The organism is Pusillimonas sp., assembly GCF_044464525.1.
Classification (GTDB): Bacteria; Pseudomonadota; Gammaproteobacteria; order Burkholderiales; family Burkholderiaceae_B; genus Pusillimonas.
In genome coordinates, this window is record NZ_JBIQLE010000016.1 from 65,292 (window position 1) to 91,479 (window position 26,188).

The window sequence follows — 26,188 nt, forward strand, 5'->3', positions numbered from 1 at the left end:
CTGGAAGCCTACCTCTGTTTAATGCCGCTCGATGATCGGAAGCTCGGTGGCCGGCGGCGTATTGCGGCTGCGCTGGCAGCGCACGATGCCGTCGATGATAACCATGCCGATACCCGGCAGGTCGCCAAGTTGCACGCTTTCAAGCAGTGTGGATGCAGCCGTATGCTGGGCGCGATCCATGATGACGAAATCCGCGGCTCGCCCCACCTCGATCAGGCCACAATCAAGATCGCGCATGCGAGCGGTATTGCCGGTGGCGAAACAGAAGGCGATTTCAGCTGGAATGTCAGCAAGGCTCGAAAGCTGAGAAACCATGCGCAGTATACCCAGAGGCTGGACACCCGACCCGGCCGGCCCGTCGGTGCCAAGAATGACGCGATGCAGACACTTCAGCTCATGCGCGTGGCGGGCGGTAAGGATGGCAATGCGCTCGTTGCCGTTGTGAACGATCTCTATGCCTCGGGTCGACCGCTCGCATAGCTCACATACATGCTTGTACGGCAAGGCGGTATGCCCGCCGTTGATATGTCCGATGATGTCGGCGTCGGCTTCCAGGACAACGTCTTTATCAATCAGGCCCGACCCCGGAATTGACGGCCCGCCGGTATGGATGGTGCTTTGGATGCCGTACTTGCGCGCCCACTCGACCATCTGGCGCGCCTCGTCTCCTGCCTTGACGCTTCCCAGCCCAATCTCGCCCAGCAATTTCACACCCGCGTCGGCGAGATCTTTGAAATCTGATTCGACCATGCCTTTCTCGATGACGGGGGCGCCCGCCAACACCTTGACCCCGCCCGGCCGAGCGTTTTCATAGGCACGCTGCGAGGTGATGGCCAGCGCCTTGAGACCCACGATATCTTTGGGCCGGCCGGGGTAATGCACTTCACCCGCCGATATCATCGTGGTGACACCGCCATTGAGCGACGAGTCGATCCAGCCCAGTTGCCCCTGGCGCGGGGTCCAATCACCGGCGACCGGATGCACGTGGGAGTCGATCAGGCCAGGGCTAAGCGTGGTGCCGCGGCAATCGATGACGGTATCGGCCCCTTCGACATCGCAGTCGGCATACTTGCCCACGACCGAGATGCGGCCATCGTCAACCATAATGGTGTCGGCGTCGAGAATGGGGTTGTCCAGGTCGCCGGACAACAACAAACCGATATTCTTGATGACGACCTTTCCTGACTTCTCTGCTGCGGCGGCAGTGGCCATGATGCTCTCCTTGGTGTCTGAAAATTCTCTAAGCTGCGACGCCCACCCGCCTGCATCCACGGCCCCTGGCCCTGTGGCTGAACCGTGCAGATGCAGGCATGGGGGTTAGCGCAAGCCGTCCTCGCCCTTGACTTCGGATACCTGCAATCCGCCCACCCTGGGCAGGGGCCGCCCCGAATCGGTTACCGCGACGGCCACCACAATTTCGTTGGCACGGGGCGCATCCGAGACACGCGCCTCTATCGCATCGAAGTGGCTGCGAACGAAAGCGGCATCCTTGTGGCCCAGCGGCACGTCAATGGCGGAACCGATTCCACCCATCTTCTTGGATGAAGGGACCAGGGCCGCGCCCTTCTGCACAGCTTTTCGCAACGGCGCACCCAGCTTGGGATGAAGGATGGCGGCGGCATGCTCGAGCTCGCCCGACTCGCCCACGATGGCGGCCTTACCGTAGCTTTCAGCCTGATCCGGCTGTATGCCCAGCGCCTTGACACATTGTTCGCCCAGCACCCCGCCCAGTTCCTCGCCGATGGCGATGAGTTCGTCCAGGTTGTCGGAATAGCGTCCGGCGTATGGGTTCTCGATAACGGCCATGGCGACCGCACGGCGCGTGGCCGGCTCGATCTGCTTGCCCATTTCGACTCGGGTCTCGTCAACGACCACCACCATTTTGCGTATCTTTGCTGACATGTTTTTCTCCTGATCCACTTTTGTATCGCTGTTTCCATGAGGCCCGCTCGTGCGACACAATCGGCGCGCGGGCAAGATTGGGGCGCCTTGGGCCGGCGCTTAGCGCAGGCCGTCGTACTTGCTTATCTGCTCGGGCCGCAAGCCCCCGACGCGTTGATGTATGCGCTCGCCCGTTGCCATCACCAGAATGAAGACAAGCTCATCCGCGGCCGGGGCGCCCGGCACGTAGACTTCCATGGCGTCAAAATGGCCACGCACATAGCTGGCGGTTACGTGGGTAAGCGGGACGTCAAGTTTCGTGCCCGGGCCACCCACTTTCTTGGTTGAGGGCACAATGGACAGCGCGCGTCCCATCTCGAGCCCCTTGGGTACAGAGCCCTGGCCCTGCTTATAGGCGGAGCGGTCTCCCTTCCATCCCAAAAGCTCGCGCATGGCGTAGCCGCCGGGCACATGCCATAAGACGCCATGCTCGAGCTCGCCGGCGCCACCCACGATCGACCCCTTGCCGTAGCTTTCGATGTCATCGGGCTGCACGTCCATGGCCGCCACCAGTCGCTGGGCCATGTCCAGCCCCACCTCGTTAAGCTGCTCCATCATGGGCAAGATGTTTTCTTCGTAGCGGCCGGCGTAGGGGTTTTTAAGAACAGCAGCGACAGCGCCGCGAATAAGGGGCTGCTTTCCGGCCGGACCGAACTCGTGGAATATGGTTTCCACCTCGGTGGCGATCCGACGTACTTGTATCAAATCAGACATGGCTTTCCTTTTGAACTTTGCTTTGGGCAGGCGCCTGGCGTCCTGCAATGGCTTCGATATCAAGGCGCGGAGTTTCGCCCGCCTGCCTAGGGTTGTTCTGTTCGCCCACTACTCGTACCGAGCCTTGCAACATCAACACGGCTGTGTGGATCAAGCCCTGTCCATGCAAACGCCGGGCAAAGGCGGCGCCGGAATCAAGCGCCGCGTCGATGGATGACTGGGGCAGCGGCCCCACATCCACCGTGACCAAGCGCGAGCCCAGGTCGGTGTCGTCCTTTATCGTGTCGGCCGGGGCGCGACGCACGGCGTTGTGGTCGGCATAAACCTCGTTCGCAATCAAGGTGGCGGCAACATCGGCCCGCGCCGCAACGCCGGCCAACACCGTGACGCTGTCGGCAATACCCATGCTGAAGCTGCGGCCCCGCCAGCCACTGGTGGCGATTCCCCGTATCGGCATTTGGGCCGAGATCATAAATGCGCCGTCTAGGTCGACGGGCTTGCCCTGATAGCGGCCAAGATCAGAGAACATGCCAACCCGGTAGCTTTGGCCCGGGCCAATATGTAGCGCAATATCGCCCCCATTATTGACATAGGCCCGCCGGACCCCCGCCTGACCGGAAAAAAACCCGATGAGATCGTCGGCCACAGACCCGGCAACCGCTGCCATGGGTGTGACGAATGTCTGCAAGGCATAGGGTTCGCAGGCAGCGAACATGCGTGCGGCCACAGGCCCCTGGGTGCGCGCATTCAGGGTGGCCTGGCCGCGCAACAAGGGAAGCTCGCCGACGAGTTCGGGCAATATTTGCGTGAACCGTTCCCACGCGCCCGACAGGGCCGCCTGGACGCTTTCTGGATCGCCTTCGGCGCCAATGATGAGATCGATGGGGCCATGCTGGAAATGCCAGCGCCCATCGTCCAACAAGGCGCGCGAGGCGCCGGAAGGATGGACGATGGGCTCAGTGGGCGCCACAGGCGTGATCCGGCTCATGAGGCTGCCTTGAACGCCGACCCTAGCCCAGCACCGGCTTGCCCGCGATGGGCCAGGGGCTGGCGGGGTCGACCCAGTCGATGATCCGGTGGTCTGCCTTGGCCAGTACATCGCTGATGGGCGTGACATCAGCCACGTGGCCGCCCAGGCGTTCGTAATCTGTCAGCCGCATGCTGAACTCGATGGGCGCCACAATGGCCGGGGTAGGCACATAGCCGAAAGAATTTTCGGGCATGCGCATGACGTCGACCATGACGGTGATGCCGCCGCCCGCCCAGATATAGGCCGGCGCGCCTCCGCAAGTTACGTTGACCAGCGCCTTCTTGATGGAATTGGTCAGCCATATGGGGTTTTCAGTAACCCCCGCTCGCAACGAACCGCCGGCTCCGCCCAGGAAGAGCACGCTGGCCAGGGAGGGTTCGCAATTTTCACCGATGCGCTCCACGGTCTTTTGCAAGGCTTCCGGCATGAGCTTGCGCTGCGGCTGCAAGGCCTCGTCAAGTTCGTAATACTCGGCATGCTCGCCGGTGGTGGAGGTGATCAGCAAGCGCAAGCCGGGGCGGGCAACTTCTGGATCGAACCCTTCGATAATGGACAAGGGATCGGAAATGTCGGTTCCGCCCCAGCCGTTGCCCGGGTTGGCCACCTGGAAATATCGGCCTGGCGTTGATTTACGACCCCTCATCTTGATGCCCGACGGAGGGATATCGAGGCAACGCCCCGCCTGGTGCTCGGTAAGCACCCCGGTAATGTGGTCGTCGACCACCACCACTTCGTCGGCATGGCTGAACCATTGCTTGGCAAAAATGCCGATGGCGGCCGACCCGCAACCCACCCGCATGCGCTTTTCTTCGACACCATCGACGATGGGCGCCTTGCCGGCCTGAACCACCAATTGCGCCCCGCCGTCGATGCTGAGCTCGACCGGCTGCTTATTACCCAGCGCCATCATCATGTCGCAGGTGATACGGCCCTCTTTTTTACTGCCGCCCGTAAGATGATGGACCCCACCCAGCGAAAGCATCTGTGAGCCGTATTCTGCCGTGGTGACGTGGCCGACGATTTCGCCCTTATGGCGAATATTGGATTGTTCGGGCCCAAGATAGCGGTCGGTATCGATTTTTACCTTGAAGCTGCAATAACTGAATATGCCCTCGGTAACGACGGTGACCATGTCTACGCCGTCGGCTTTGGATGAGACGATGAAGGGCGCGGGCTTGTAATCAGGGTAGGTGGTGCCCGAGCCGACGCCGCTGACGAATAAATCGGTTTCGGCCGCGCCCGCCGCCGAAGCCTCGCTTGCCTGCTGCGCGGCTTCGTCTTCGACAGTTGCGGTGGCCGAGGCCGCCTCGATCGAGGCGGGAGCCGGCGGGCCGACCGGCCGGCGCATGATTATTACGGGCTCTATGCGTGTAAGTACGCCGTCGACGTTACCCCAGCGGTCGCATGCACCCGTACGGCCCTCGGTAATCTGGCACAGCACCGGACAGGCATTGCACTCGACCTTGTTCGTAGCCATCTTGGTGTTGCGAGGTTTGGTTTTCTCGAGCACGGTGGGGCCGGGCGTAGACGGCATCGCGTCGTCCAGGTTGTCGGAGCTGTGGTCCACTTTGGTATGTTCGGTCATTACCGACGACTCCTTGGATTGCGGATAGCGCCTGCGTGAAGCGGCGCCTTGGATGAATCTGCGTGTAGCGCTTACTACAAATTGTAGTGGTTACTACATTTACTGCTTGATCTTAGCGCAAAAGCTTCTGAGCGACAAGACGGTTTCAACCCTTAGACCGCCGGCAAAATCAGTTGGGCAATTTCAAGAGGACGCTGCGCAGGACCGTGTCGGTGATGACGGATTTCCAGTGCTCAAGCTCGCCCTGGCCTCGTAGATCGGCATTAAGAAAGACGCTAAGGGTGTAGTGGTTGGAGAGGTAAAAATATCCCAGGGCTGCGATCTCGATGTAGAGGTCGCGGGCTGCTTTTTCCGCCCGAAAAACACCTTTTTCAACTCCTGAGCGTAAAACTTCACGCAAAATGGCCACGGCCGGCGATGACAACTCGCTGGCGCGGGCCGACTTCTTGATATGCCGGCCCTTGAGCAGATTTTCGCTGTTGAGCAGGGTGATGAACTCGGGGTGATCCAAATAGTATTGCCAGACGAAGTGCACAATGGTCGTCAAGGCGGCAACGGGCTCTTCCAGATCGATGTCGATACGGGCCTCGGCCTCGTTCATTTTTTCGTAAGCGGTTTCCAGCACTTCGACGAACAGCTGGGCCTTGCTTCCGAAGTAGTAGTAGATCATCCGGTCATGAGTGCCCGACAGACGTGAAATGCTTTCGACCTTGCCGTCGGTAAACCCGTTTCGCGCAAAGACGCGGGTTGCAGCCCTGAGTATGGCTTCGCGGGTCTTGTGCGCGCGAACCTGTGTGGCAACGTGTATGGCGGCCTTGCCTCGCCCCCCGGCTGCGGCTTTGCCCGAGGCGGATTTTCCGGTAGTTTTCTTTCTGGGGGCCTGGGTAGACATGGACAATACAGCTTTCTTAGTTGACATCTGCTGGAATTCTACTCAACATGAAAATGTAGTCAACACCGAAAAATTTGGTGTTTACTACATTTATCCGATGCACTACGATACGCCGGAAACATTGTCATCCAACACGTCACATAGGTTTTCCATGACTCACGTCGTTACCGAAGCATGCATACGTTGCCGTTACACCGACTGTGTGGACGTCTGTCCCGTCGATTGCTTCCATGTCGGGCCGAATTTTCTGGTGATTGATCCCGACGAATGCATAGACTGCGCCGTCTGCGTTCCCGAATGTCCGGTGGAAGCCATTTATGCCGAAGAAGATCTGCCATCCGACCAGCTTCATTTCATCGAGCTCAATGCCGAGCTGTCGCAAGAATGGGAGGTAATTTCGCGTAGCGTCGGGGCGATGCCCGACGCTGAAGAATGGAAGGATAAAACCGGCAAACTCGACGAACTGGAACGTTGAAGCATCAATTGCACCGTTACGGCCCTGCCGGCGCACCCGGGGATTACACCGCCGCACCCCATTTTTTATGCAGAATGTTCTAATTAATGCATAAAATCTAGCAATAAACCGCCATTGGCGGTATGCTGGCACCTTCGTATGCTGTCATCTTGAACACCCATCACACGAGTTCGCTCATGCATAAAAATTGGATCGCCGGCCAATGGATCGGCAGCGACAATGTTCAACAAAACATCAATCCCTCCGATCTGTCCGACGTTGTGGGCGAGTACGTGCGAGCAAGCGCCGCAGACGTGGACATGGCGCTGGCATCCGCCCATGCCGCCTGGCCGGCCTGGTCGCTTAGCACGCCGCAACAGCGTTTCGATGCCCTCGACATGATCGGCTCCGAGCTGCTGGCGCGCAAGAACGAACTGGGCGAGCTGCTGGCTCGCGAAGAGGGCAAGACCTTGCCCGAAGGCATCGCCGAAGTGGGCCGTGCAGGCCAGATATTCAAGTTCTTCGCCGGCGAGGCGCTACGTATCGAGGGCGAGGCCCTTGCCTCGGTGCGACCAGGCATACAGGTCGAGGTTTCGCGCGAGCCCATTGGCGTCGTGGGCATTATCACGCCGTGGAACTTCCCCATCGCCATCCCCGCCTGGAAGATCGCGCCGGCGCTGGCCTATGGCAACTGCGTCGTCTTCAAGCCGGCCGATCTGGTCCCGGGCTCGGCGTGGGCCCTGGCCGAGATCATCAGTCGCAGCGGCCTGCCCGAAGGGGTGTTCAACCTCGTCATGGGACGCGGCTCGGTCGTCGGCGCCGCCTTCATCGATGATCCACGCGTGGAAGCCATTACGTTTACCGGTTCCGTGCCCACGGGGCGCGGCGTGCTCGAACAGGCCGCCGCCCTGCGCAAGAAGGTACAGCTTGAAATGGGCGGCAAAAACCCCCTGGTCATCCTGGATGACGCTGATTTTGAAACTGCGCTCGACTGCGCCATACAAGGCGCTTTTTATTCCACCGGCCAACGATGCACCGCCAGCAGCCGCATCATTGTTCAGCGCGGCATCTACGACCGCTTTACCAGCGAGCTGTCCAAGCGCACCCAAGCCTTGCGGGTCGGCCACGCTTTACGCCCCCAGACACAAATCGGCCCGGTCAGCGAAGCCCCCCAGCTAGAACAGAACCTGGCCTATATAGAAATCGGCCGGCAAGAAGGCGCCAGACTGCTATGCGGCGGAGAACGTCTTGAACTGGACACCCAAGGGTATTACTTCAGCCCGGCCGTATTTGCCGATGCCGACAGCCAAATGCGCATCGCACAGGAAGAAATCTTTGGTCCCGTCGCCACCGTCATCCCGGCCGACGATTACGAACATGCCCTGACCCTGGCCAACGACACTGAATTTGGCCTTAGCTCGGGCATCTGCACGCAGTCGCTCAAGCACGCCGCACACTTCAAGCGTGCGGTGCAGGCGGGCATGGTCATGGTCAATGTCCCCACCGCCGGAGTCGACTACCACGTGCCGTTCGGCGGCCGAAAAGGCTCAAGCTATGGGCCGCGCGAACAAGGCAGGTATGCGCGCGAATTTTTCACCATCGTCAAGACCGCATACACCGCCGCCTGATGCCGCATCACGTCTGTAAAGGACGATACATAAGAACGCAACACGGTGAACCACCCCCCGGAAGCTGGATAAACGCTCAACTTCCGGCGGGCAAGGCTATTGCGTTCTACAGCGCGTTTACACCCGCCGCGTGCGCCTGCTCATCGGCGTGATACGAAGATCGCACCATGGCGCCCACAGCCGCGTGCGTAAAGCCCATTTCGTAAGCTTCGCGCTCGAACATGGCAAAAGTATCGGGATGCACGTAACGCAGCACCGGCAGGTGATGCTCGGATGGTTGCAGGTACTGCCCGATGGTAAGCATATCGACGTTGTGCGCGCGCAGGTCGCGCATCACATCAAGAATTTCCTCGTCGGTTTCACCCAGGCCCAGCATCAGGCCCGATTTGGTCGGGATACCGGGATGCAGCGCCTTGAACTCGGAAAGCAGCTTGAGCGAATGCTGGTAGTCGGAACCCGGACGTGCCTGCTTGTACAGGCGCGGCACGGTTTCGAGGTTGTGGTTCATGACGTCGGGCGGGCCGCCGTCGAGTATGGCCAGCGCACGATCGAGGCGGCCGCGGAAATCGGGCACCAGCACTTCGATACGGGTGGAGGGAGACAATTCACGCACCTTTTGGATGCACTCCACAAAATGCGCGGCCCCACCATCGCGCAGGTCGTCGCGGTCGACCGAGGTGATGACCACATACGAAAGCTTCAGGGCGGCAATGGTACGGGCCAGGTTGAGCGGTTCGTCGACATCGAGCGGATCGGGACGGCCGTGGCCGACGTCGCAGAATGGACAGCGGCGGGTACATTTGTCGCCCATGATCATGAAGGTGGCCGTACCCTTGCCGAAGCATTCACCGATATTGGGGCATGAGGCCTCTTCACAGACCGTGTACAGATTGTGCTCGCGCAAGATGCGCTTGATGTCGTAGAAGCGCGAGCCGGGCGAGGCCGCCTTTACGCGGATCCACTCGGGTTTTTTAAGCCTCTCGGCGGGGATGATCTTGATGGGTATGCGTGAAGTCTTGGCGTGCGACTTCTGTTTCTGGCTTGGATCGTAGCCGGCGGCGCCGGTCGCTTCGTGGGCGACGGGCCGGTCAAGAGGTGTAGTCATACCTGTTCCCAATAGACACGCCGCGCCCGAACAGGCGCAGCCACCAGCCATTTTAACGCCGATCAGCCGCTGCGGCGAAATGCCCGGTCCTGTCCCGCGGCTCTCTTGGTTTGCCTTGCTTCATGACCGGACCCATAATAGGCCTATGCCCTGATTATGTCCTGTACGGAGCCGACGCCATGGAACGACTGTCCAGCGCAACCCTGAATACCGTGCCCGACCATATCGTTCGACCCGTCTACGCACGGCAAGACATGTCCGTGCGCATCGTTCACCTGGGCGCCGGGGCCTTCCATCGCAGCCACCAGGCCGTTTACACCGATGACATCATGCAAGCGGGCGACGAGCTCTGGGGCATCCTAAGCGTCAGCCTGCGCAACCCGGCCATCACGCATGCCCTGGGCCCGCAAGACAACCTCTACACCTTGCTGGTGCGCAATCACCATCAAATCGACGCGCGCATCATCGGCAGCATCGCCCGCACGGCCTATCTGCTCGATGAACGCGACACCGTGCTAAACGCGCTCACCTCGCCGCAAACCCAGATCGTCACACTCACCATCACGCAACGCGGCTATTACCACGATGCCGAATCTGACTCGCTCGACCTCAACCACCCCGACATCCAACTCGACCTGAATTCTCCCCACAACGCCGGCACGGCCATCGGCGTGCTGGCCTGGGCGATTTTCCGGCGCAAACAGCTCGGCATGCAGCCGCTCACCTTGCTCAGCTGCGACAACATGGCCGCCAACGGCAAAGTGCTGCAACGCGTGCTTGAGCACTACATTGAACGCGTTCAGCGCGATCTGGGCGACCGCGAACTGCTGCGCCACTTCCTCGCCCAGTACGCCTGCCCGTGCTCGCTGGTCGATCGCGATACGCCGGCGATTCGAGCCGCCGACCTTGCCCAAGCCGAAGCGCTCCTGGGCGTCCACGACGCCGCTCCAGTCATCACCGAGCCGTTTTCGCAATGGGTCATCCAAGACTGGTTCTCGGCCGGCCGACCGCCGTGGGAGCAGGCCGGCGCGGTATTCGCCGCCCACGTGCAGCCCTACGAGCAAATGCACGAACGCCTGCTGGGCGGCGCGCAATGCGCGCTGGCTTATCTGGGCACGACGGCCGGATACAAAACCGCCCACGAAGCCATGCAGGCGCCCGACCTGGCACAGTTCATCGACGATCTCATGGTTGAAGCCGCCGGCACCTTGCCCCGGTTGGCCAAGCCAGGATGGCAAGACTACAAAGCACGGCTGATGCTTCGTTTCGCCAACCCCGCAGTCGAGCGCTCAATCGCTCAATTGGCCATGGACGCCACGCTCGTGCTGCCGGGCAGCATTCTTGAGCCCATGCGCATACGGCTCTCGCACGGCCTGCCCATCGACCGCCACGCCTTGGTGGTGGCGGCCTGGATACGCTGCCTCACCGGCCTCAATGAACGTCTCGAAGAACTGTTCATCAACGACCCCATGCGCAACGAGCTTCTCGAGGCCATACGCAAGGCCGGCGGCCGAACGGCCGGCCCCCACGACCTGGTCGATGCTGTGCTCGGCATCAAAGCCGTTTTCGGCGACTCGCTGCCCCAAGACATGGAGTTTGTTCGCTGCATTACCGCCGCGCTGCAAAGCCTGCTCGAAGATCGCAGCGCCGGCGCTCTGGCCGCTCTGGCAGCGGCTGATCACACACAATAGATCGGGTAAGCCTTCACGTCGTCCAGCGGCTGCTTTTCCGCAGCGCCAAATTTCCGGCCAAACATCCCGCGATGGGAACACTCCCTTGCCGAATTGCCTCCACATCGCTGTTAGCCGTTGCCGTTGTCTTTATAATCCCGCCATGACAACGAAAATACTCATCGTTCGATCATCCTCGCTGGGCGACCTCGTCCACATGCTGCCTGCTATATCGGATATAGCGCGGCACGTCCCCCAAGCGCGGATCGACTGGGTGGTGGAAGAGAATTTCGCCGAGATACCCGCATGGCATCCAGCCATTAACGACGTAATCACGGTAGCGCACCGCCGCTGGCGCAAGCAATGGTGGTCACGCAGGTCGCGCAGCGAACGCGCCGCATTGCGCGAAACCCTGCGCGCGCGGCGCTACGACGTCGTGCTCGACATGCAGGCGCTGATGAAATCCGTTTGGGTGGTGCGCCAGACCCGCGGCACCCGCCACGGACTGGACCGCAAGTCGGCGCGCGAGCCGCTGGCGTCCTTCTTCTACGACGTCAAGCACACGGTCAAGTTCTGGCAGCCCGCCATTACCCGGCAGCGCGAATTGGCGGCGTCGGTATTTGGCTACCAATACGAGGGGCCGCCTGATTTCGGCCTGAGCGCCTTTACCGACGGCCAACCCATCGAACCCTACGCCGTCATCATGCCCTCGGCCAGCCGGGCGGATAAGCTCTGGCCGGCCGAAGACTGGCACGCTGTATTCGACCGCCTGCGCGAGCATGGCCTGGGGCTTAAGCTGCTCGCGGGCAATGACGCCGAAGCCTCCCGCGGCCGCGGGCTTATCGGGGGTCGGGAAGGCGCCCAAGTGCTGCCTCGCATGAGCCTTACCGACATTGCCCACGTACTGGCCCGCGCCCGCATCATGGTCGGCCTTGACAGTGGCCTGACCCATCTTTCGGCCGGCCTGGGCAGGCCGACCATCGGCATCTACAAGGCGTCCACCCCGGTACGCACGCCGCTGCAGGGTCCCGCTTACAGTGCCAGCCTGGGAGAACGAGGCAACGCTCCTTCGGCGCAAACCGTGCTCAGCGCCGTCGAGCAGGCGCTCGACTATAGCCGGCCGGCAACACCCACCTCTCAACCGGCAGATGACCAAGGCCCGCCCACGTGAATCGCTTCGTCTATACCGCCGGCATTACCTTGCTGTCGCCCGCGCTTCTTACTTGGATGGGCCTGCGCGCCCGCCGCGCCGGCGGACAATGGGAAGTGCTGTCCGGGCAGCGATTCGGCCGCTACACCAAGGCCGCCCCCACACGAAGGCCCGTGTGGGTACACGCCGTAAGCCTCGGAGAAACGCGCGCGGCGCAACCGCTGATCCAGGCCTTGCTCGACTCCGGCCAGGTGGTGCTGCTTACCCACATGACGGCGACCGGTCGTGCCGAAGCGGGACGCATGTTCGCCAAAGCCATCGAAGAAGGCCACTTGATACAGGAATGGCTGCCCTACGACTTTCCGGGCAGCGTCCAGCGCTTTCTGCGCCATTACAGGCCACGCCTGGGCGTCATGATTGAACGCGAAATCTGGCCCAACATTATCGCCACAGCGCGCCGCAAGGGCATACCCATGGTCCTGGCCAGCGCACGCTTCTCCGACAACGCGCTGCGCCAGAGCCTGCGGGCCGGCAGAGTGATGCGCGAAGCCTACGAAAGCCTGGCTGCCGTCTACGCCCAGACGCTGCAGGATGCCCAGCGCCTGGAGCAGGCCGGAGCGATGGCGGTAAGGGTGTCGGGAAACTTCAAGTTCGACGTTTCTCCGCCACCCAACGAGGTCGCGCAGGGCAAGGCCTTCGCCGCTGCATTGCCGCGCATGATGCTTACCATTGCCAGTACGCGCGAAGGCGAGGACGAGCTCTTCGTCAACGCCATCGCGCAGCAACTCAGGCGAGCGGCGGCGCTGGGCAATAACCTGAGAGACGAGGTGTTGTTCTGCCTGATTCCCCGGCATCCGCAACGTTTCGAGGAAGCCGCCGCCCTGCTGCTCAAGGCGGGCGTCCCCTTCGCACGTCGCAGCAAGTTTCCCAAGGGCGACGGTACAACCTCGAGCACCATCAAAGCCTGCGCCAACGCGATGGTGCTGTTGGGTGACAGCCTGGGAGAAATGCCGCGTTATTACGCCGCCAGCCAGGTAGCCATCGTAGCCGGCAGCTTCGCCCCGCTCGGCGGGCAGAACTTGATCGAAGCCTGCGCCATCGGCGTGCCGGTTATCGTGGGGCCGCACACGCGCAATTTCGAACAAGCGGCTGCCGACGCCATCCAGGAAGGCGCAGCCCTGCGCGCGCCCAACGCGGATAGCGCCATCCAGCTCGGCCTGCAATTACTGGACGACCCGCAGCGCCTGGCCCGAATGGGCGAAGCGGGGGCTTATTGGGTTCAGCAGCATGCAGGCGCGGTCGAGCGCGTAATGAATGGATTGCAGGAAATACTGGGGCGGCAGGACCAGGCCGCTGAACGCGCCCCTCGTTAAGGACCTGCCGCGGGCCACCTTTACATGCCGTGGTACTTGCGGCCCAGCTCGAGGGTGGCACGGTAAAAACCTTCTTTGCTGCCACAGTCGTACCGGGTGCCCTCGTATTCGTACCCGTACACGCCTCGAGACTCGAGCAGGCGCGCGATACCGTCAGTGAGTTGGATTTCACCGCCAACACCCGCCTCGGTTCGGCGCAAATGGTCGAAGATTTCGGGCTCGAGCACATAACGGCCCACCACGGCAAGCGTCGACGGCGCATCTTCAGGCATGGGCTTTTCGACAATGCCGTCCACCTTGCTGGTCTTGTCGTTGATGCGCGGGCCCGAGATGATTCCGTACTTGTTCGTCTGGCTGCGTTCAACACTATTTATACCCAGCACGCTGCCGTTTTGCTGATGAGCCGCCTCGACAAGCTGGCGCGTCACGGGTGTTTGAGCGTCGATCAGGTCGTCGGCCAAAATGACGACGAATGGCTCGTTACCGACAATAGGCGCAGCGCAAAGCACGGCATGGCCCAAGCCTAGCGGAGCAGGTTGACGCGTATAGATGCAATTGACGTACGAAGGAATAACGTTGCGCACCAAATCAAGCAGTTCGGTCTTGTTCTTGGCGGCCAGGTCTGCTTCCAGCTCGGGCGCCCTATCGAAATGGTCTTCGATGGCCCGTTTGTTGCGGCCGGTGATGAAAATCAGGTCGGTCACCCCCGCGGCAATCGCCTCTTCCACGGCATACTGTATTAGCGGCTTGTCGAAGACGGGCAACATCTCTTTAGGCATGGCTTTGGTGGCCGGCAAAAAACGCGTGCCCATCCCCGCCACGGGAAACACAGCTTTACGTATCGGTTTCATAGGTTCCCAACGTTAGAGAAAACGCATCCGATTGTACCTGTCCGGCGCTGCCGCAGCCGGCGCCACTGCTTACTGGCGAACGGTATACGGGTTCAGCACTGGCTCGCCCAAGGTAACCAGATTGGAATTAATGGGAGGAAGCTGCGAAAAAGAACGCCCAAGCTCGCTGGGCGGCACGCCGAAAAAACCCCGGCCATATGCAAACAGGCCCAGATTGACGGCAACGATCAGTAAAAGCACGAAACGCATGGAGCTCCTTTCGCAATAACAGACACAATCATGGTGACAGGGCGGCCAGACGCGCCAGGCCATCCAGGACCGGCGCTTCGAGCCAGTGCAGCGGTTGTGTCGGCAAGCCCAGGCGGCTGCAGGCCACACCCAGCAGCCGCTGAGCTTCATCGCGCACCAACGGCCAGCCCCCACCCGAAACATACACCGCGGGTGGAACGCCGCCAAGCTCAAGCCCGGCCAGCCATTGGCGCAGCAACGCCCCCGCCTGCGCGGCGGCAACGCCAGTGGCGATGGCCTGGTGGGTATGAGAAGGAAAAAGCGCCGTATCCCCTCGAGCATGAGGCAGATTCGCAGTACCGTCACAGAGGGCTGACGACATCATCTCGGGCCCCGGAAAAATCAGGCCCCCCGGAAACTCAAATCGGTCCGAGGCGCCATCCACGCCTTCCGACCGTGCGGGCCGCAATGTATCGATAGTGGTGGCGGTGCCGAAAGTGGCCAGTACAGCACAGGCCGCGCTGTCTGGCTGGGCGGCGCGACGCATTTGCTCATGCCACGCCAGCCCCAGCATCGCCGCCCAACGGTCGGCGCCGAGCTGTTCGGGCTCGCGATAGCCATTGCGAACGCCAAACGCCTCGGGGCTTGGCTTGAGCCACTGAACCGAATAGCCAAGCACATCATCCAAAACCGCCGCCGTCGTCGGCCCCGCGACGTTGACTCCCACCGCCGCCGATGGGAGCGCCGGCAACTCGGCGAGCCAACGTCGGACAGCCTCGGTGTCGTCTCGGGTGAATGCCAGCACGCGGGACGCCCGCCGCTGCGTTCCGGCATTCAGCCAATCGAGCTTGATACGCGTATTACCGGCGTCGATAAGCACTGTCATGATGAACGCTCCAATTGACCCCGGTCTTCGGGCAACGGCCGAACCGACACTTCGCCCACCGACACCGGCGCAACACCCGTCGGCGTCCTGATAAGCAACTGGCCGTGCTCATTGACACCACAGGCGATGCCTGCCTGGATGATCCTGCCTTGGTCCAGTATTGCAACATGCTGGCCCGCCAGATGATCGACGTGGCTGTAACGCTGCGGGAAGCCGCCCATGCCTTCACGCACCACCCGGGAAAGCGCTTCCGTCCAGGCCGCCACAACGGCCAGGACGATGTCGGCGGCCTCGACTCCGCGCGCATACTCATCGTCGGCGACCACCTCGGCCCAGTCAGCCACCCCTCGGTTCAATGAGGTACTAAGTGCGCGCGCGTCGTGCAGATTCAGACCCAATCCGATAATCACAACGTGATGGTCGGCAGAGCGCCTGATGGCGCCCGAACGCGTGACCTCGACCAGCAAGCCGGCCAGTTTGGAAAAGCGCCACTGCAGGTCGTTTGGCCATTTGAGAGACAACAACGGCTTGTTGTCAGGCTCGAGCATGCCGCGCAATGCTTCACAGACCGCCACACCCGCCAAGGGTGAGAGCGCGGGAAGCGAATGGGCCGGCAGAAAAACATCGAATGCGCAGGAAAACATCAGGTTGGCGCCCAGCCGGTTCTGCCAGGTTCGGCCGGCCCGGCCTCGGCCATTATCCTGCAGGTGGGCGCCCAGCAGCCACGGGCGCACGGGCTGCGTCTCGGTTCGCGCAAGCTCGAGCAGGTCGGCATTGGTCGACCCCGTGCGCTCGACCCAGTCGATGTGCCGGAAGCGGGGCAGGGCGGCGCGCAAGCGTTGCGCCAAAGACGCAGGCTCGGGCAAGAGTGAGCGCTGGGCGCTATTCGATGTCGAATTCAAGACAAAACCCCTAAAAGGGCATCCGGGACCAAGCATATTGTAGTGAAGGTCTACAATATTCAATCCGTCATTTTCCCAGTATCCATGACCGCTCGCACAGAACACATCACTTTCACCGGCCTGGTCGGCGACATCGACTGCGCCATCGACTGGCCCGAGGAAGCGCCCCGGGGTTGGGCGCTCGTACTGCACCCACACCCTCTGCATGGCGGCGCTCGCGACAACAAGGTCGTGACAACGATCTCCCGCGCCTGCGTCCAGCATGGCCTGCTGGCGCTGCGTCCGAACTTTCGCGGCGTTGGCGCGTCAAACGGCGAGTTCGACAATGCGAAGGGCGAGACCGCCGACATGCATGAGCTGGTCAAGCAGTTTACTCAGCTCCATCCCGAAGTCGCCGAACTTCCGTGGGTGCTGGGCGGCTTCTCATTCGGTACCGCGGTTGCCGCGCAGCTTTACTCCAGCCTTCCAGACCACCGACCCGAAGCGGTGATCCTCGCCGGTACGGCGGCGCAGCGATTCGGCTTCCGCGACATCTCCTTGCCGGACGATGCGTTGCTTATTCACGGAGAAACAGACGACGTCGTGCCGCTGGATGAAGCAATGGGCTTCGCCCGGCAACACGAATTACCCATGGTGGTCATTCCCGACGCATCGCATTTTTTCCACGGCAAACTGCTGACATTGCGTGGGCTCGTACAGCAGCGTCTTGCGGCGATGACTCTGCCGTGACAGCTGCCTATAATGGTGCGCGATGCGCGTTTTCATACTGAAACATCGACTTTTCACATACGGCTATCAATGATCCTCAACCCGCTAAGCCCCCTGACCACCGCTTCCCGCAAACTAATCTTGTTCATGGCCTTGGCCTGCGCACCCGTGCTTTCCCAGGCCCAGGCCGATGCACCGGCCACCGCCGCAGGCGCCCAACCGGCCCAGGTGGTCGCCGTCAGTGAGCTATCGTCCATTCCCGCACCCGTCGTACCGGCAAGGGCTTGGCTCACACTGGATGCCAATAGCGGGCAGGTCATTGGCGCGAATAACCCCACCCAGCAGGTCGAGCCCGCCTCCCTGACCAAGCTGATGGCGGCCTATGTTGTTTTCGACGCCATCAAGGGCGGCCGCATGTCGCTCGACCAAATGGTGACAGTCTCTGAAAAAGCGTGGCGCACCGGTGGTTCGCGCATGTTCATCGAAGTCAATTCCCAGGTATCGGTCGACGACCTGCTGCAGGGAGTCATTGTGCAATCGGGCAACGATGCCACCGTTGCGCTGGCCGAAGCCGTTGCCGGCAGTGAAGATGCCTTCGTCGCCCTGATGAACGAAGAAGCCCAGCGCCAGGGGCTGGCAGACACCCACTACACCAACTCGCCCGGAATGCCCGACCCCCAGCACATGACCACGGTGCGCGACCTGGCAACGCTGGCCACCAATCTGGTCAACGACTTCCCCGAGTTTCTGCATTATTACAGCCAAAAAGAATTTACCTACAACAAGATCAAGCAACCCAACCGCAACAGGCTGTTGTGGGCTGACAGCACGGTCGACGGCCTTAAGACCGGCCATACGTCTTCGGCGGGATACTGCCTCATCACCACGGCGCTGCGCGACGGACGACGCGTCGTCTCCGTGCTGGTAGGCGCCGAAAGCGAGGCGGCTCGCGCCGAATCCAGTCTTAAGCTGCTCAACTGGAGCTACCAGAATTTCGACACCATCAAGCTGTTCGACAAAGACCAACCCGCTGTCCAGGCGCGCGTGTGGGAGGGCGAGGCTGAAACGGTCGACCTTGGCCAGACCACGCCCATCTGGATCACAGTGCCACGAGGCAAAGGCCCCGAAGTCGAACCCATCGCGCACTACAGGCAGCCACTTATTGCGCCGCTGACCAAAGGCAGCGAAGTGGGCACGGTGTCGCTCTCTCTGGACGGCAAAGTGCTGCGTGAAGAGCCGTTGGCCGTCATGAACGACGTGGCGCAAGCCGGTATCTTCGGCCGTCTGTACGATAAAGTGCGCCTCATGTTGCAATAGCCCACGCCCGGCGAATTTTTAACTTTTATTGGGTCAAGACGCATCATGATTCCTGACGTCGACGGCGATAGCGTCGTCTACCTCAACGGCCAGTACACGCGCCTGGCCGACGCCAAAGTATCCGTGCTCGATCGCGGCTTCATATTCGGCGACGGCATTTACGAGGTGGTTCCTTTTTACCGGGGCAGGCCTTTTCGCATGGACGAACACCTGGCCCGGCTCGAGCGCAGCCTGGCCAGCATAGGCATCCACCCGGGTTTCACGCTCGACGACTGGCGCGCCCTGGTTCTGGACATGGCATCGCGCAGCCCATACAACCACTTCACCGTCTATCTGCAGATAACAAGAGGGCCGGCCAAACGCGACCACGCGTTCCCGGAAACGCCCCAGCCCACCGTGTTTTGCATGACATCGCCGTTCACGCCTCCCAGCGCCCAACAACGCGAACAAGGCCTCACGGCGATCTCGGCGCCCGATATCCGATGGCTGCGCTGCGAGATCAAATCAATTTCGCTTCTGGGCAACGTACTGGCCAAGCAGCACGCGGTCGACGCCGGTGTGGATGAGGTTTTGCAGTTCCGCGACGGCTTGCTCACCGAAGGCGCGTCGTGCAACGCATGGATAGCCCGCGACGGAGTCCTGGCGGCGCCTCCGCTGGACAACCTTATTCTCGAAGGCATACGCTATCGTTTCATGGAAGATTTGGCGGCCAAGGCCGGTATTCCGTTCGAAGCGCGCCAAATCACGCAAGACGAAGTGGCCCAGGCCGACGAAATCATGCTTACATCGGCCACCAAAGAGGTGCTGCCGGTCGTGCAATTCAATGGAAACCCTGTCGGAACCGGCAGGCCAGGCCCCATCTATGCCGCCCTGCGGGGCGCCTACGACCAGATATTGGGTTGAAGAAATATGGTCACCACACCGCCGCCGATCCCGCCCGAAGATTCCCTTATCGAGTATCCCTGCGATTTTCCGATCAAGGTGATGGGCAAAAACCATCCGGAACTGGCTCAGCAACTTACCGAGATCGTGCACAGATTCGATCCGGAATTCGACCCCGTCACCGTCGAAATGCGGGCAAGCAAGCGTGGCAACTATATCGGGCTTACCTTCACTGTCCGGGCCACTTCGCGCGAACAGCTCGATGATCTCTACCGGGCCCTGCACGGCCACTCCCTGGTGTCGGTCGTGCTGTAATGATCGCCGTCAAATGGCTGCCGCGGCCGGCGCCCTACACGCCCGTGTGGGAGGCCATGCGGCGCCACACCGAGGAACGCAACGCCGACACGCCCGACGAGATCTGGCTGGTCGAGCACGAGGCCGTCTACACCTTGGGCCAGGCCGGAAAACCCGAACACATACTGAACAGCGGCGCGATTCCCATCGTTCATTCCAACCGCGGAGGGCAGGTTACCTACCACGGCCCCGGCCAGGTCGTCGCTTATTGCCTGGTCGATCTTCGGCGGGCCGGCCTCTATGTCAAGCAATACGTGGCCTTGCTGGAAGATACGGTCATCGAAATGCTGCGCGCTCTGGGCCTGGAAGGAGCCTGTCGCAAGCCGGGCGCGCCCGGCGTCTATGTACCGCTTGAGCCGGGCACGGACGAACTGGCCAAGATCGCGGCGCTGGGCATCAAGGTGCGAAATGGCTGCGCCTATCATGGCGTCGCCCTGAACGTCGATATGGACCTGACGCCCTTCGACGGCATCAACCCCTGCGGCTACGAAGGCTTGCGCACCACCGACCTTGGGCGACAGGGCGTAGAGCTGACTATTGAGCAGGCCGGCGAAGAATTGGCCGGGCGTCTGGTTGAATGCTTTACGCTCGCCAACAATAAATAGGCCACGACCGGACGCACACTCAAAGCATTATCGGCCGATCGGGCAATTCGTTGACGTTTTCAAGGCTGCCGGAAGGCGGGCAATACCGTGCGCACATGGCTTCGATATCGTCCACCGCCATCAACACACCCTCTACGTAAGAGCCCCTACGCAGGTTTTCGCGCAAGCGGTCGCATATCTTCTGCAACGCTTCCCCAGGGGCCGCGACGCCTCGGTCGGCGATAAGTTCGATACTGTGGCGGTCGAGCGCCAGGTAAAGCAACACCCCCGTGTTCAATGGGGTATCCCAGACACGCAATTTGCCGAACACTTCGAGCGCACGCGCATGGCTGTCGGGCTCGTGCGCCGGCGAGACAGCCTCGACGGCAAGCATCAGTTCTCCGAAATGCGTGCGCTCGCATTCAGCAATGCGCTGGGCGATCTGCTCGAGCACCGCTGACGTGAAATGCCGCCGGCGCAGGAATTGGCCCTCGATGCTTCCCCAGCCCGTCAGTTGCCTCCAGTTGCTAACGCGCACGTGGCACTCCGTCGAAATACAGACCAACAAATGAATGAGCCATAGCTACCATCGCCCCGAGGCGCCACCGCCGCCGCTCGATCCGCCACCGCCGCCAAACCCACCGCCGAAGCCGCCGCCCCCGAAACCACCACGGCCCGAGGGCCCTCCTAGTCCGCCGATGATGCCGCCCCGGCGCGAGGCTTGCGCACCGTTTACCCCAGCCACCCTTGAGCGCAAGGCCAGGCTGATCAAGAAGGCGGCCATGGCGCCAAGCGCCGCAAAAATAACGCTGCCGAAAATCAGATAGACAGCCACGGCCACAGCGGCCACCGCAATAATGGGAGGCAGCGCAAGCGCCAGAATGAACAATGTTGCGATGAACGCGAAAATATCGCCGGTCTCGGAAGATTCTTCAAGCAACGGCGCGGGAAGATCTTCACCTTCGACCAATGCAATAAGGCCGGCAACTCCGGCTTCGACTCCCCCCGCGAAATCGCCCTGTTGGAACCGGGGCGCCACCTGTTCACGGATGATGCGGCCGGCAAGAAGATCTGGCACGGCGCCTTCCAGGCCATAGCCCACCTCGATGCGCAGCTGCCGGTCGTCTTTGGCGATGAGGAACAGAATGCCGTCGTCGACCGCCTCGCGGCCCAGCTTCCATTGCTCGAACGCCCGCACGGCGTATTGCTCGATGGCCTCGTCACCGGTGGTGGGGATCATCAAGACGGCGATCTGCGCGCCCTTGCGCTGTTCAAGATCGGCAAGCGACTGCGTAAGCCGCGCTTGCGTTGCCGCATCAAGCGTACCCGTCATGTCGGTGACGCGCTGCTGCAGCGGCGGAATAGCCTGTTCCTGGGCCATGGCCGGCAAAGCCAACACCAGCCATGCCAGTAGCCAGGCAAGCATCCACAGGCCTGGATACTTTGACGGGCCGAACGAAACGCTTTGGCCGGCTGCGCGCCCGCGCGCAAGACTGTTATGCACGGCCCTATCCGTTTGTGCCCGCACCGGCAGGCACGTCGAACTTCACTTCCGGGTCTTGCATAATTTGATCCTGCCGGTCAACACCATAGTTGGGCAGCACGTCGTAACCGAACACCTTGGCCGTGATTACGGTGGGGAACTGCCTGATATACACGTTATAAGCCTGGACAGCCTGCACGTAGCGGCCTCGCTCGGTGGCTATGCGGTTCTCGGTACCCTCGAGCTGCGTCATCAGGTCGCGGAACAGACCGTCGCTTTTAAGCTGCGGATAATTTTCAGAGACCGCAATAAGGCGCGACAGCGCTGACGACAACTGGCTCTGCGCCTGCTCGAACTGCGCCATGAGCTGCGGGTTATCGAGGTCGTCGACGTTGATCTGTATGCTGCCAACCTTCGAACGCGCCTCGGTAACCTCGGTTAGCACGGTGCGCTCGTTGACCATGTATGCGTTGACAGAATTAACCAGCTTGGGCACCAGTTCGGCGCGACGCTCGTATTGATTAAGCGTTTGAGACCAAGCCGCTTTTACCTGCTCGTCAAGGCGCTGAATTTCGTTGTAGCCGCAGCCCGTAAGCACCATTGCAATAACCGGCGCCAAGAATAAAAGCAGTAGACGTTTCATGAGTTGCAGTTCTCGTGTGTGAGTTACGGCTTGCTTGTTGATTGAAGGCTTGAGTTTAAAGCAGTTTCAGAGCCAGAAGCGTGTCGCCGTACGGCTCACAGGCCTTCGCGACATTTGCATATGGATTTAACCCTTTACGCCGGCGCTGGTTACAGTACAATAGTCGTTTCGCGCGCAACCAATCAGCGCGCAGCAGCAAGCGTTACTTCTTCGCCTTGCCTCTTCCGGCCACATAGGCCTCATTACTTTCCGTCCGCCTAGATTGGTGTCTCTCGACTCGAGCGATAGGCTGTCGCTGGAGTTATTTCTTGAATACCCAAATTCCTTTTGCCTCCCTTGGGCTGGCCGAACCCCTTTTGCGTGCCATTGCCGACACCGGCTATACCGCGCCCACCCCGATCCAGGCCCAGGCCATACCCCAGGTCCTCAAAGGCGGCGACCTTTTAGCCGCCGCCCAGACCGGCACCGGCAAGACGGCCGGCTTCACCCTGCCCATACTGCATCGCCTGCTTGAAAAGCCTTTGGCCCAAGCCAAGGCGGGTCGTCCGCGCTGCCTGATCCTCACCCCCACGCGCGAGCTGGCGGCCCAGGTCGAAGAATCGGTGCGCACCTACGGCATACACACTCGTATTCGCTCGATGGTGATGTTCGGCGGCGTCAACATCAATCCGCAAATCAACGCGCTGCGAAAGCCGCTGGACATTCTGGTGGCCACTCCGGGCCGCCTCCTGGACCATGCCCAACAAAAAACCGTAGATCTTTCCGGTGTGGAAATTCTGGTGCTGGACGAAGCCGACCGTATGCTGGACATGGGCTTCATCCGTGACATCCGTCGCGTCCTGGCCATGCTGCCCAAGCAGCGCCAGAACCTGCTGTTCTCGGCCACGTTCTCAGACGAGATCCGCCAGTTGGCCAAGGGAGTGCTGGACAACCCCGAAGAAATTTCAGTCGCGCGTCGCAACACTGCCTCCGAGCTGGTAAGGCAGAGCATGGTCATGGTCGAGCAGGCGCACAAGCGCGACCTGCTCAGCCACATCATTCGCGAAAGCGGCTGGCATCAAGTGCTGGTCTTTACCCGCACCAAGCACGGCGCCAATCGTCTGGCCGAGAAGCTCGTCAAGGACGGGCTGACGGCCGCCGCCATCCATGGCAACAAGAGCCAGGCCGCCCGCACACGCGCGCTGAACGGCTTCAAGGAAGGCAAGGTCGCTGTGCTGGTCGCCACCGACATCGCGGCCCGCGGCATCGACATTGATCAGCTGCCGCATGTGGTCAATTTCGAACTGCCCAATGTGCCCGAGGATTACGTGCACCGCATCGGCCGAACCGGCCGCGCAGGCACCGAAGGCTCCGCCCTGTCGCTGGTCGACCGCACGGAAACCAAGTATCTGAGCGCGATCGAAAAGCTGATCAAACGGCCCATCGAGCGAGGCACGATCGAAGGCTGGACGCCCCCGGCGGTAACCGAGCCGCTCGACGAACGCGATTCGCACCCGCCACGTCGCAGCGGCCAAGGCCGCCCGCAAGGCCAGGCCAGGCGCCCCGCGCCCGGTGAAGCCGCCCGCCGCGGAGGCGCCGCACGTGGAGCCGGTCAGGCCAGGTCGGGCCGATCGAGCCAACCGCGAAACAGCTCGACGGGCGTCCGGCGCGACCCCGCGCGCACCTGATGCGTCACGGCGCCCTTGGCGCCATGCATTGCACCGGCTTAGTTGCCGCCCTGAAGGCGGGACCGCTTAACAAGTAAAATCCCTCGCAGCCCGGCCCCGCCGGGCTTTTCACAACCGTTAATTATCGATGACCATAGCCAACGAAGTCGCACGCCGACGCACCTTCGCCATCATCTCCCACCCGGACGCGGGCAAGACCACGCTGACGGAAAAGCTCTTGCTGTTTGCGGGCGCAATCCAGATCGCCGGCAGCGTCAAAGCACGCAAGGCCAGCCGCCATGCATCCTCCGACTGGATGGAGATTGAAAAGCAACGAGGCATTTCAGTAGCCTCCTCGGTGATGCAGATGGAATACCGCGACTGCGTCATCAACCTGCTCGACACCCCCGGACACCAGGATTTCTCTGAAGACACCTATCGTGTGCTGACGGCGGTCGACGCCGCGCTCATGGTGCTGGATGCCGCCAACGGCGTCGAACCGCAGACCATCCGGCTGCTGCAAGTATGCCGCGCTCGAAACACTCCCATCATCACCTTCGTCAACAAGCTTGACCGTGAGGTGCAAGAGCCGCTGGATTTGCTCTCTGAGATCGAATCTCACCTGGGCATGGACACCACTCCGCTATCGTGGCCGGTGGGCATGGGCCGTTCTTTCGGCGGGGTGGCCGACCTACGACGCAACCGCATGCGGGTCTTCAAAGCCGGGCAAGAGCGCCGCGGCGGCGAAGACGAAATCATCGAGGGTTTGGATAACCCCGTGATCGCCGAACGCTTTGGCGAGGCCTTCGCCAAGGCCGGCGAAGAGATCGAGCTGATTCAGGAAGCGTCTCCGCCCTTCGATCACCAGGCTTTCCTGGAAGGCCGGCAAACGCCGGTATTCTTCGGGTCGGCCATCAACAATTTCGGCGTGCAGGAAGTACTGGACGCCCTGGTCGATTTCGCACCGCCCCCTGGCCCGCGCGAAGCGTTGCAGCGCCAAGTGCTCCCGGATGAAAAGAAGTTCAGCGGCGTCGTGTTCAAGGTGCAGGCCAATATGGACCCTGCACACCGCGACCGTGTGGCTTTTGTGCGCGTAAGCTCGGGCCGCTTCGAGCGCGGCATGCGTCTGAAAGTGGCGCGTACCGGCAAAGAGATACGCCCCAACAACGTTGTTTCGTTTCTATCGCAGCGCCGCGAGCTGGTGGACGAAGCCTACGCCGGGGACGTCATCGGCATACCCAACCACGGCGTACTGCATTTGGGCGACGTCCTTACCGAAGGCGAGACCTTGCAATTTACCGGACTGCCGTTTTTCGCACCCGAGCTGTTCCAGGCTGTGGAAGTCAAAGACCCATTACGCATCAAGCAATTGCGCACCGGCCTGACTCAACTTGGGGAAGAAGGCGCCATCCAGGTCTTTAGACCCGAGGCCGCCGGCGGCGCCCTGTTGCTGGGCGCCGTGGGCCAGCTCCAGTTCGAGGTAGTGGCTCATCGGCTCAAGACCGAGTATGGGGTGGATGCCCGGATGATGCCTTCACGCTACAACATGGCGCGCTGGATTACCTCAGACGACCCCAAAGAGCTGCGTCGATTCATGCAAGCCAATGCCGCCAACATCGCCTACGACGTGGTCGATGCCGTGGCCTTCCTGGCCGGATCCCCTGCGCAGCTGCGCGTGGCCCAAGAGCTTTACCCAGCTGTTCAATTCCATGCCATGCGCGAGCACGGCGGCCAAGTGTTCGCATAAAACGCTTACATTCCGGGCGGAAGCGTACGGCGAACGTTCTATACTACCCAGGATAAAGTACACGAAGGTTTTTAATGTCTTGGCGTTCAATTTTCGTAATTCTGGTGGTGGCGGCGGCAGCCTCGATCTGGGCCGGCCTGCGCCTGGGCGAATGGCTGGTAGCGCATGGGCCGGTCGCCACAGCCGCAACCCACCACGCCCCGCTCGTAACCGTGCCGGTGCTCGATGCAGACGGCAAGCCCTACACGGCCCAGCCACCGCAACCCCTGGTCGATGGCCGGCTGGCCGTTCCCGAGGGCCCGCCGCTCATCGCCTGGGAAATTCCCAAATCTTCGTTGGACGAAACCAAATCCAACCAGGTCATTGCGGTGGCAACCACCTCGATCACCATGGTTGAGGCCCAACAGATAGCCGC

The 26,188-nt window shown here is 61.4% G+C and carries 26 protein-coding genes and 1 pseudogene; 13 read left to right on the forward strand and 14 right to left on the reverse strand.

The features are described 5' to 3' along the window. Positions 1-18: 18 nt before the first annotated feature. The 6 genes from ACIY1O_RS10635 to ACIY1O_RS10660 form a co-directional block, all read right to left on the reverse strand. The gene (locus ACIY1O_RS10635; protein WP_397475065.1) at positions 19-1,212 is read right to left on the reverse strand and encodes an amidohydrolase family protein; all 1,194 of its coding nucleotides are present in this window, start codon (positions 1,210-1,212) and stop codon (positions 19-21) included. 105 nt (positions 1,213-1,317) lie between these two features. Further along, positions 1,318-1,902, reverse strand: coding sequence for an amino acid synthesis family protein (locus ACIY1O_RS10640; RefSeq protein ID WP_397475066.1), 585 nt, complete (start codon positions 1,900-1,902; stop codon positions 1,318-1,320). Between the two features lie 99 nt (positions 1,903-2,001). Then, complete coding sequence (locus ACIY1O_RS10645) at positions 2,002-2,646, reverse strand: amino acid synthesis family protein (RefSeq protein ID WP_397475089.1); 645 nt, start codon at positions 2,644-2,646, stop codon at positions 2,002-2,004. A 1-nt stretch (position 2,647) separates the two neighbouring features. After that, positions 2,648-3,643, reverse strand: a complete 996-nt coding sequence (locus ACIY1O_RS10650) for a UPF0280 family protein (protein ID WP_397475067.1) — start codon at positions 3,641-3,643, stop codon at positions 2,648-2,650. Positions 3,644-3,665: 22 nt separating this feature from the next. Then, a complete protein-coding gene (locus ACIY1O_RS10655) occupies positions 3,666-5,270 on the reverse strand; it encodes a 6-hydroxynicotinate reductase (RefSeq protein WP_397475068.1) in 1,605 nt (534 codons plus the stop codon). Positions 5,271-5,439: 169 nt separating this feature from the next. Continuing rightward, positions 5,440-6,189, reverse strand: coding sequence for a TetR family transcriptional regulator (locus tag ACIY1O_RS10660; RefSeq protein WP_397475069.1), 750 nt, complete (start codon positions 6,187-6,189; stop codon positions 5,440-5,442). Between the two features lie 124 nt (positions 6,190-6,313). Here ACIY1O_RS10660 and fdxA point away from each other — a divergent pair, with 124 nt between their 5' ends. Then, the gene (gene fdxA, locus ACIY1O_RS10665) at positions 6,314-6,637 is read left to right on the forward strand and encodes a ferredoxin FdxA (RefSeq protein ID WP_397475070.1); all 324 of its coding nucleotides are present in this window, start codon (positions 6,314-6,316) and stop codon (positions 6,635-6,637) included. A gap of 176 nt (positions 6,638-6,813) precedes the next feature. After that, positions 6,814-8,244, forward strand: a complete 1,431-nt coding sequence (locus tag ACIY1O_RS10670) for an aldehyde dehydrogenase family protein (RefSeq protein WP_397475071.1) — start codon at positions 6,814-6,816, stop codon at positions 8,242-8,244. A gap of 106 nt (positions 8,245-8,350) precedes the next feature. Here the strand turns inward: ACIY1O_RS10670 and lipA are convergent, their stop codons facing one another. Then, positions 8,351-9,349, reverse strand: a complete 999-nt coding sequence (lipA, locus tag ACIY1O_RS10675; protein ID WP_397475072.1) for a lipoyl synthase — start codon at positions 9,347-9,349, stop codon at positions 8,351-8,353. A 122-nt stretch (positions 9,350-9,471) separates the two neighbouring features. Between lipA and ACIY1O_RS10680 the strand changes: the two genes are divergently transcribed. The 3 genes from ACIY1O_RS10680 (at position 9,472) to ACIY1O_RS10690 (ending at position 13,542) form a co-directional block, all read left to right on the forward strand. Then, on the forward strand, positions 9,472-11,040 hold the full coding sequence (locus ACIY1O_RS10680; protein WP_397475073.1) for a mannitol dehydrogenase family protein: 1,569 nt from the start codon (positions 9,472-9,474) through the stop codon (positions 11,038-11,040). Between the two features lie 142 nt (positions 11,041-11,182). Continuing rightward, on the forward strand, positions 11,183-12,190 hold the full coding sequence (waaC, locus tag ACIY1O_RS10685) for a lipopolysaccharide heptosyltransferase I (protein ID WP_397475074.1): 1,008 nt from the start codon (positions 11,183-11,185) through the stop codon (positions 12,188-12,190). Next, complete coding sequence (locus tag ACIY1O_RS10690) at positions 12,187-13,542, forward strand: 3-deoxy-D-manno-octulosonic acid transferase (protein ID WP_397475075.1); 1,356 nt, start codon at positions 12,187-12,189, stop codon at positions 13,540-13,542. The genes waaC and ACIY1O_RS10690 overlap by 4 nt, the downstream gene beginning before the upstream one ends. A 20-nt stretch (positions 13,543-13,562) precedes the next feature. Here ACIY1O_RS10690 and galU read toward each other — a convergent pair whose 3' ends face one another. The 4 genes from galU to ACIY1O_RS10710 form a co-directional block, all read right to left on the reverse strand. Further along, entirely contained in the window at positions 13,563-14,393 is an 831-nt protein-coding gene (gene galU / locus ACIY1O_RS10695) for a UTP--glucose-1-phosphate uridylyltransferase GalU (protein WP_397475076.1), read from the reverse strand. Positions 14,394-14,462: 69 nt separating this feature from the next. Next, positions 14,463-14,642, reverse strand: coding sequence for a hypothetical protein (locus ACIY1O_RS10700; protein ID WP_397475077.1), 180 nt, complete (start codon positions 14,640-14,642; stop codon positions 14,463-14,465). Between the two features lie 28 nt (positions 14,643-14,670). Then, positions 14,671-15,507: a type III pantothenate kinase gene (locus tag ACIY1O_RS10705; RefSeq protein WP_397475078.1), complete on the reverse strand. Its 837-nt coding sequence runs from the start codon at positions 15,505-15,507 to the stop codon at positions 14,671-14,673. Next, complete coding sequence (locus ACIY1O_RS10710) at positions 15,504-16,445, reverse strand: biotin--[acetyl-CoA-carboxylase] ligase (protein WP_397475090.1); 942 nt, start codon at positions 16,443-16,445, stop codon at positions 15,504-15,506. The genes ACIY1O_RS10705 and ACIY1O_RS10710 overlap by 4 nt, the downstream gene beginning before the upstream one ends. A 48-nt stretch (positions 16,446-16,493) precedes the next feature. Here ACIY1O_RS10710 and ACIY1O_RS10715 point away from each other — a divergent pair, with 48 nt between their 5' ends. The 5 genes from ACIY1O_RS10715 (at position 16,494) to lipB (ending at position 20,275) form a co-directional block, all read left to right on the forward strand. Next, positions 16,494-17,138 carry an alpha/beta hydrolase gene (locus ACIY1O_RS10715; protein ID WP_397475079.1) on the forward strand — a complete coding sequence of 215 codons (645 nt, stop codon included), beginning with the start codon at positions 16,494-16,496 and terminating at the stop codon, positions 17,136-17,138. A gap of 69 nt (positions 17,139-17,207) precedes the next feature. Next, complete coding sequence (locus ACIY1O_RS10720) at positions 17,208-18,434, forward strand: D-alanyl-D-alanine carboxypeptidase family protein (protein ID WP_397475080.1); 1,227 nt, start codon at positions 17,208-17,210, stop codon at positions 18,432-18,434. 45 nt (positions 18,435-18,479) lie between these two features. Then, positions 18,480-19,337, forward strand: coding sequence for a D-amino acid aminotransferase (locus ACIY1O_RS10725; RefSeq protein ID WP_397475081.1), 858 nt, complete (start codon positions 18,480-18,482; stop codon positions 19,335-19,337). Between the two features lie 6 nt (positions 19,338-19,343). Then, entirely contained in the window at positions 19,344-19,631 is a 288-nt protein-coding gene (locus ACIY1O_RS10730; RefSeq protein ID WP_397475082.1) for a DUF493 family protein, read from the forward strand. Further along, positions 19,631-20,275, forward strand: coding sequence for a lipoyl(octanoyl) transferase LipB (gene lipB / locus ACIY1O_RS10735; protein WP_397475083.1), 645 nt, complete (start codon positions 19,631-19,633; stop codon positions 20,273-20,275). Before ACIY1O_RS10730 ends, lipB begins: the two co-directional genes overlap by 1 nt. Positions 20,276-20,294: 19 nt before the next feature. Here the strand turns inward: lipB and ACIY1O_RS10740 are convergent, their stop codons facing one another. The 3 genes from ACIY1O_RS10740 to ACIY1O_RS10750 are packed head-to-tail and all read right to left on the reverse strand — an operon-like array spanning position 20,295 to position 22,380. Further along, on the reverse strand, positions 20,295-20,792 hold the full coding sequence (locus ACIY1O_RS10740; RefSeq protein WP_397475084.1) for a TPM domain-containing protein: 498 nt from the start codon (positions 20,790-20,792) through the stop codon (positions 20,295-20,297). 45 nt (positions 20,793-20,837) lie between these two features. After that, positions 20,838-21,758 carry a TPM domain-containing protein gene (locus ACIY1O_RS10745; protein WP_397475085.1) on the reverse strand — a complete coding sequence of 307 codons (921 nt, stop codon included), beginning with the start codon at positions 21,756-21,758 and terminating at the stop codon, positions 20,838-20,840. 4 nt (positions 21,759-21,762) lie between these two features. Next, positions 21,763-22,380 carry a LemA family protein gene (locus tag ACIY1O_RS10750; protein ID WP_397475086.1) on the reverse strand — a complete coding sequence of 206 codons (618 nt, stop codon included), beginning with the start codon at positions 22,378-22,380 and terminating at the stop codon, positions 21,763-21,765. Positions 22,381-22,688: 308 nt separating this feature from the next. On the opposite strand from ACIY1O_RS10750, the gene ACIY1O_RS10755 reads away from it, so the two are divergent. From ACIY1O_RS10755 to ACIY1O_RS10765, 3 genes and pseudogenes are all read left to right on the forward strand, one after another. Beyond that, positions 22,689-24,047 (forward strand): DEAD/DEAH box helicase, encoded by a 1,359-nt coding sequence (locus tag ACIY1O_RS10755; protein WP_397475087.1) that lies wholly within the window; start codon positions 22,689-22,691, stop codon positions 24,045-24,047. Positions 24,048-24,174: 127 nt separating this feature from the next. Continuing rightward, positions 24,175-25,773, forward strand: coding sequence for a peptide chain release factor 3 (locus ACIY1O_RS10760; RefSeq protein WP_397475088.1), 1,599 nt, complete (start codon positions 24,175-24,177; stop codon positions 25,771-25,773). 74 nt (positions 25,774-25,847) lie between these two features. After that, positions 25,848-26,188 (forward strand): annotated as a pseudogene (locus ACIY1O_RS10765) (hypothetical protein); the annotation flags it as partial.

Bases quoted from the DNA above. Each gene is read 5' to 3' on its own strand.
- ACIY1O_RS10635 (WP_397475065.1), bottom strand. From the start codon at position 1,212: ATGGCCACTGCCGCCGCAGCAGAGAAGTCAGGAAAGGTCGTCATCAAG.
- ACIY1O_RS10640 (WP_397475066.1), bottom strand. From the start codon at position 1,902: ATGTCAGCAAAGATACGCAAAATGGTGGTGGTCGTTGACGAGACCCGA.
- ACIY1O_RS10650 (WP_397475067.1), bottom strand. From the start codon at position 3,643: ATGAGCCGGATCACGCCTGTGGCGCCCACTGAGCCCATCGTCCATCCT.
- ACIY1O_RS10655 (WP_397475068.1), bottom strand. From the start codon at position 5,270: ATGACCGAACATACCAAAGTGGACCACAGCTCCGACAACCTGGACGAC.
- ACIY1O_RS10660 (WP_397475069.1), bottom strand. From the start codon at position 6,189: ATGTCAACTAAGAAAGCTGTATTGTCCATGTCTACCCAGGCCCCCAGA.
- fdxA (WP_397475070.1), top strand. From the start codon at position 6,314: ATGACTCACGTCGTTACCGAAGCATGCATACGTTGCCGTTACACCGAC.
- ACIY1O_RS10670 (WP_397475071.1), top strand. From the start codon at position 6,814: ATGCATAAAAATTGGATCGCCGGCCAATGGATCGGCAGCGACAATGTT.
- lipA (WP_397475072.1), bottom strand. From the start codon at position 9,349: ATGACTACACCTCTTGACCGGCCCGTCGCCCACGAAGCGACCGGCGCC.
- ACIY1O_RS10680 (WP_397475073.1), top strand. From the start codon at position 9,472: ATGACCGGACCCATAATAGGCCTATGCCCTGATTATGTCCTGTACGGA.
- waaC (WP_397475074.1), top strand. From the start codon at position 11,183: ATGACAACGAAAATACTCATCGTTCGATCATCCTCGCTGGGCGACCTC.
- galU (WP_397475076.1), bottom strand. From the start codon at position 14,393: ATGAAACCGATACGTAAAGCTGTGTTTCCCGTGGCGGGGATGGGCACG.
- ACIY1O_RS10700 (WP_397475077.1), bottom strand. From the start codon at position 14,642: ATGCGTTTCGTGCTTTTACTGATCGTTGCCGTCAATCTGGGCCTGTTT.
- ACIY1O_RS10705 (WP_397475078.1), bottom strand. From the start codon at position 15,507: ATGACAGTGCTTATCGACGCCGGTAATACGCGTATCAAGCTCGATTGG.
- ACIY1O_RS10710 (WP_397475090.1), bottom strand. From the start codon at position 16,445: ATGCTTGGTCCCGGATGCCCTTTTAGGGGTTTTGTCTTGAATTCGACA.
- ACIY1O_RS10715 (WP_397475079.1), top strand. From the start codon at position 16,494: ATGACCGCTCGCACAGAACACATCACTTTCACCGGCCTGGTCGGCGAC.
- ACIY1O_RS10720 (WP_397475080.1), top strand. From the start codon at position 17,208: ATGATCCTCAACCCGCTAAGCCCCCTGACCACCGCTTCCCGCAAACTA.
- ACIY1O_RS10725 (WP_397475081.1), top strand. From the start codon at position 18,480: ATGATTCCTGACGTCGACGGCGATAGCGTCGTCTACCTCAACGGCCAG.
- ACIY1O_RS10730 (WP_397475082.1), top strand. From the start codon at position 19,344: ATGGTCACCACACCGCCGCCGATCCCGCCCGAAGATTCCCTTATCGAG.
- lipB (WP_397475083.1), top strand. From the start codon at position 19,631: ATGATCGCCGTCAAATGGCTGCCGCGGCCGGCGCCCTACACGCCCGTG.
- ACIY1O_RS10750 (WP_397475086.1), bottom strand. From the start codon at position 22,380: ATGAAACGTCTACTGCTTTTATTCTTGGCGCCGGTTATTGCAATGGTG.
- ACIY1O_RS10760 (WP_397475088.1), top strand. From the start codon at position 24,175: ATGACCATAGCCAACGAAGTCGCACGCCGACGCACCTTCGCCATCATC.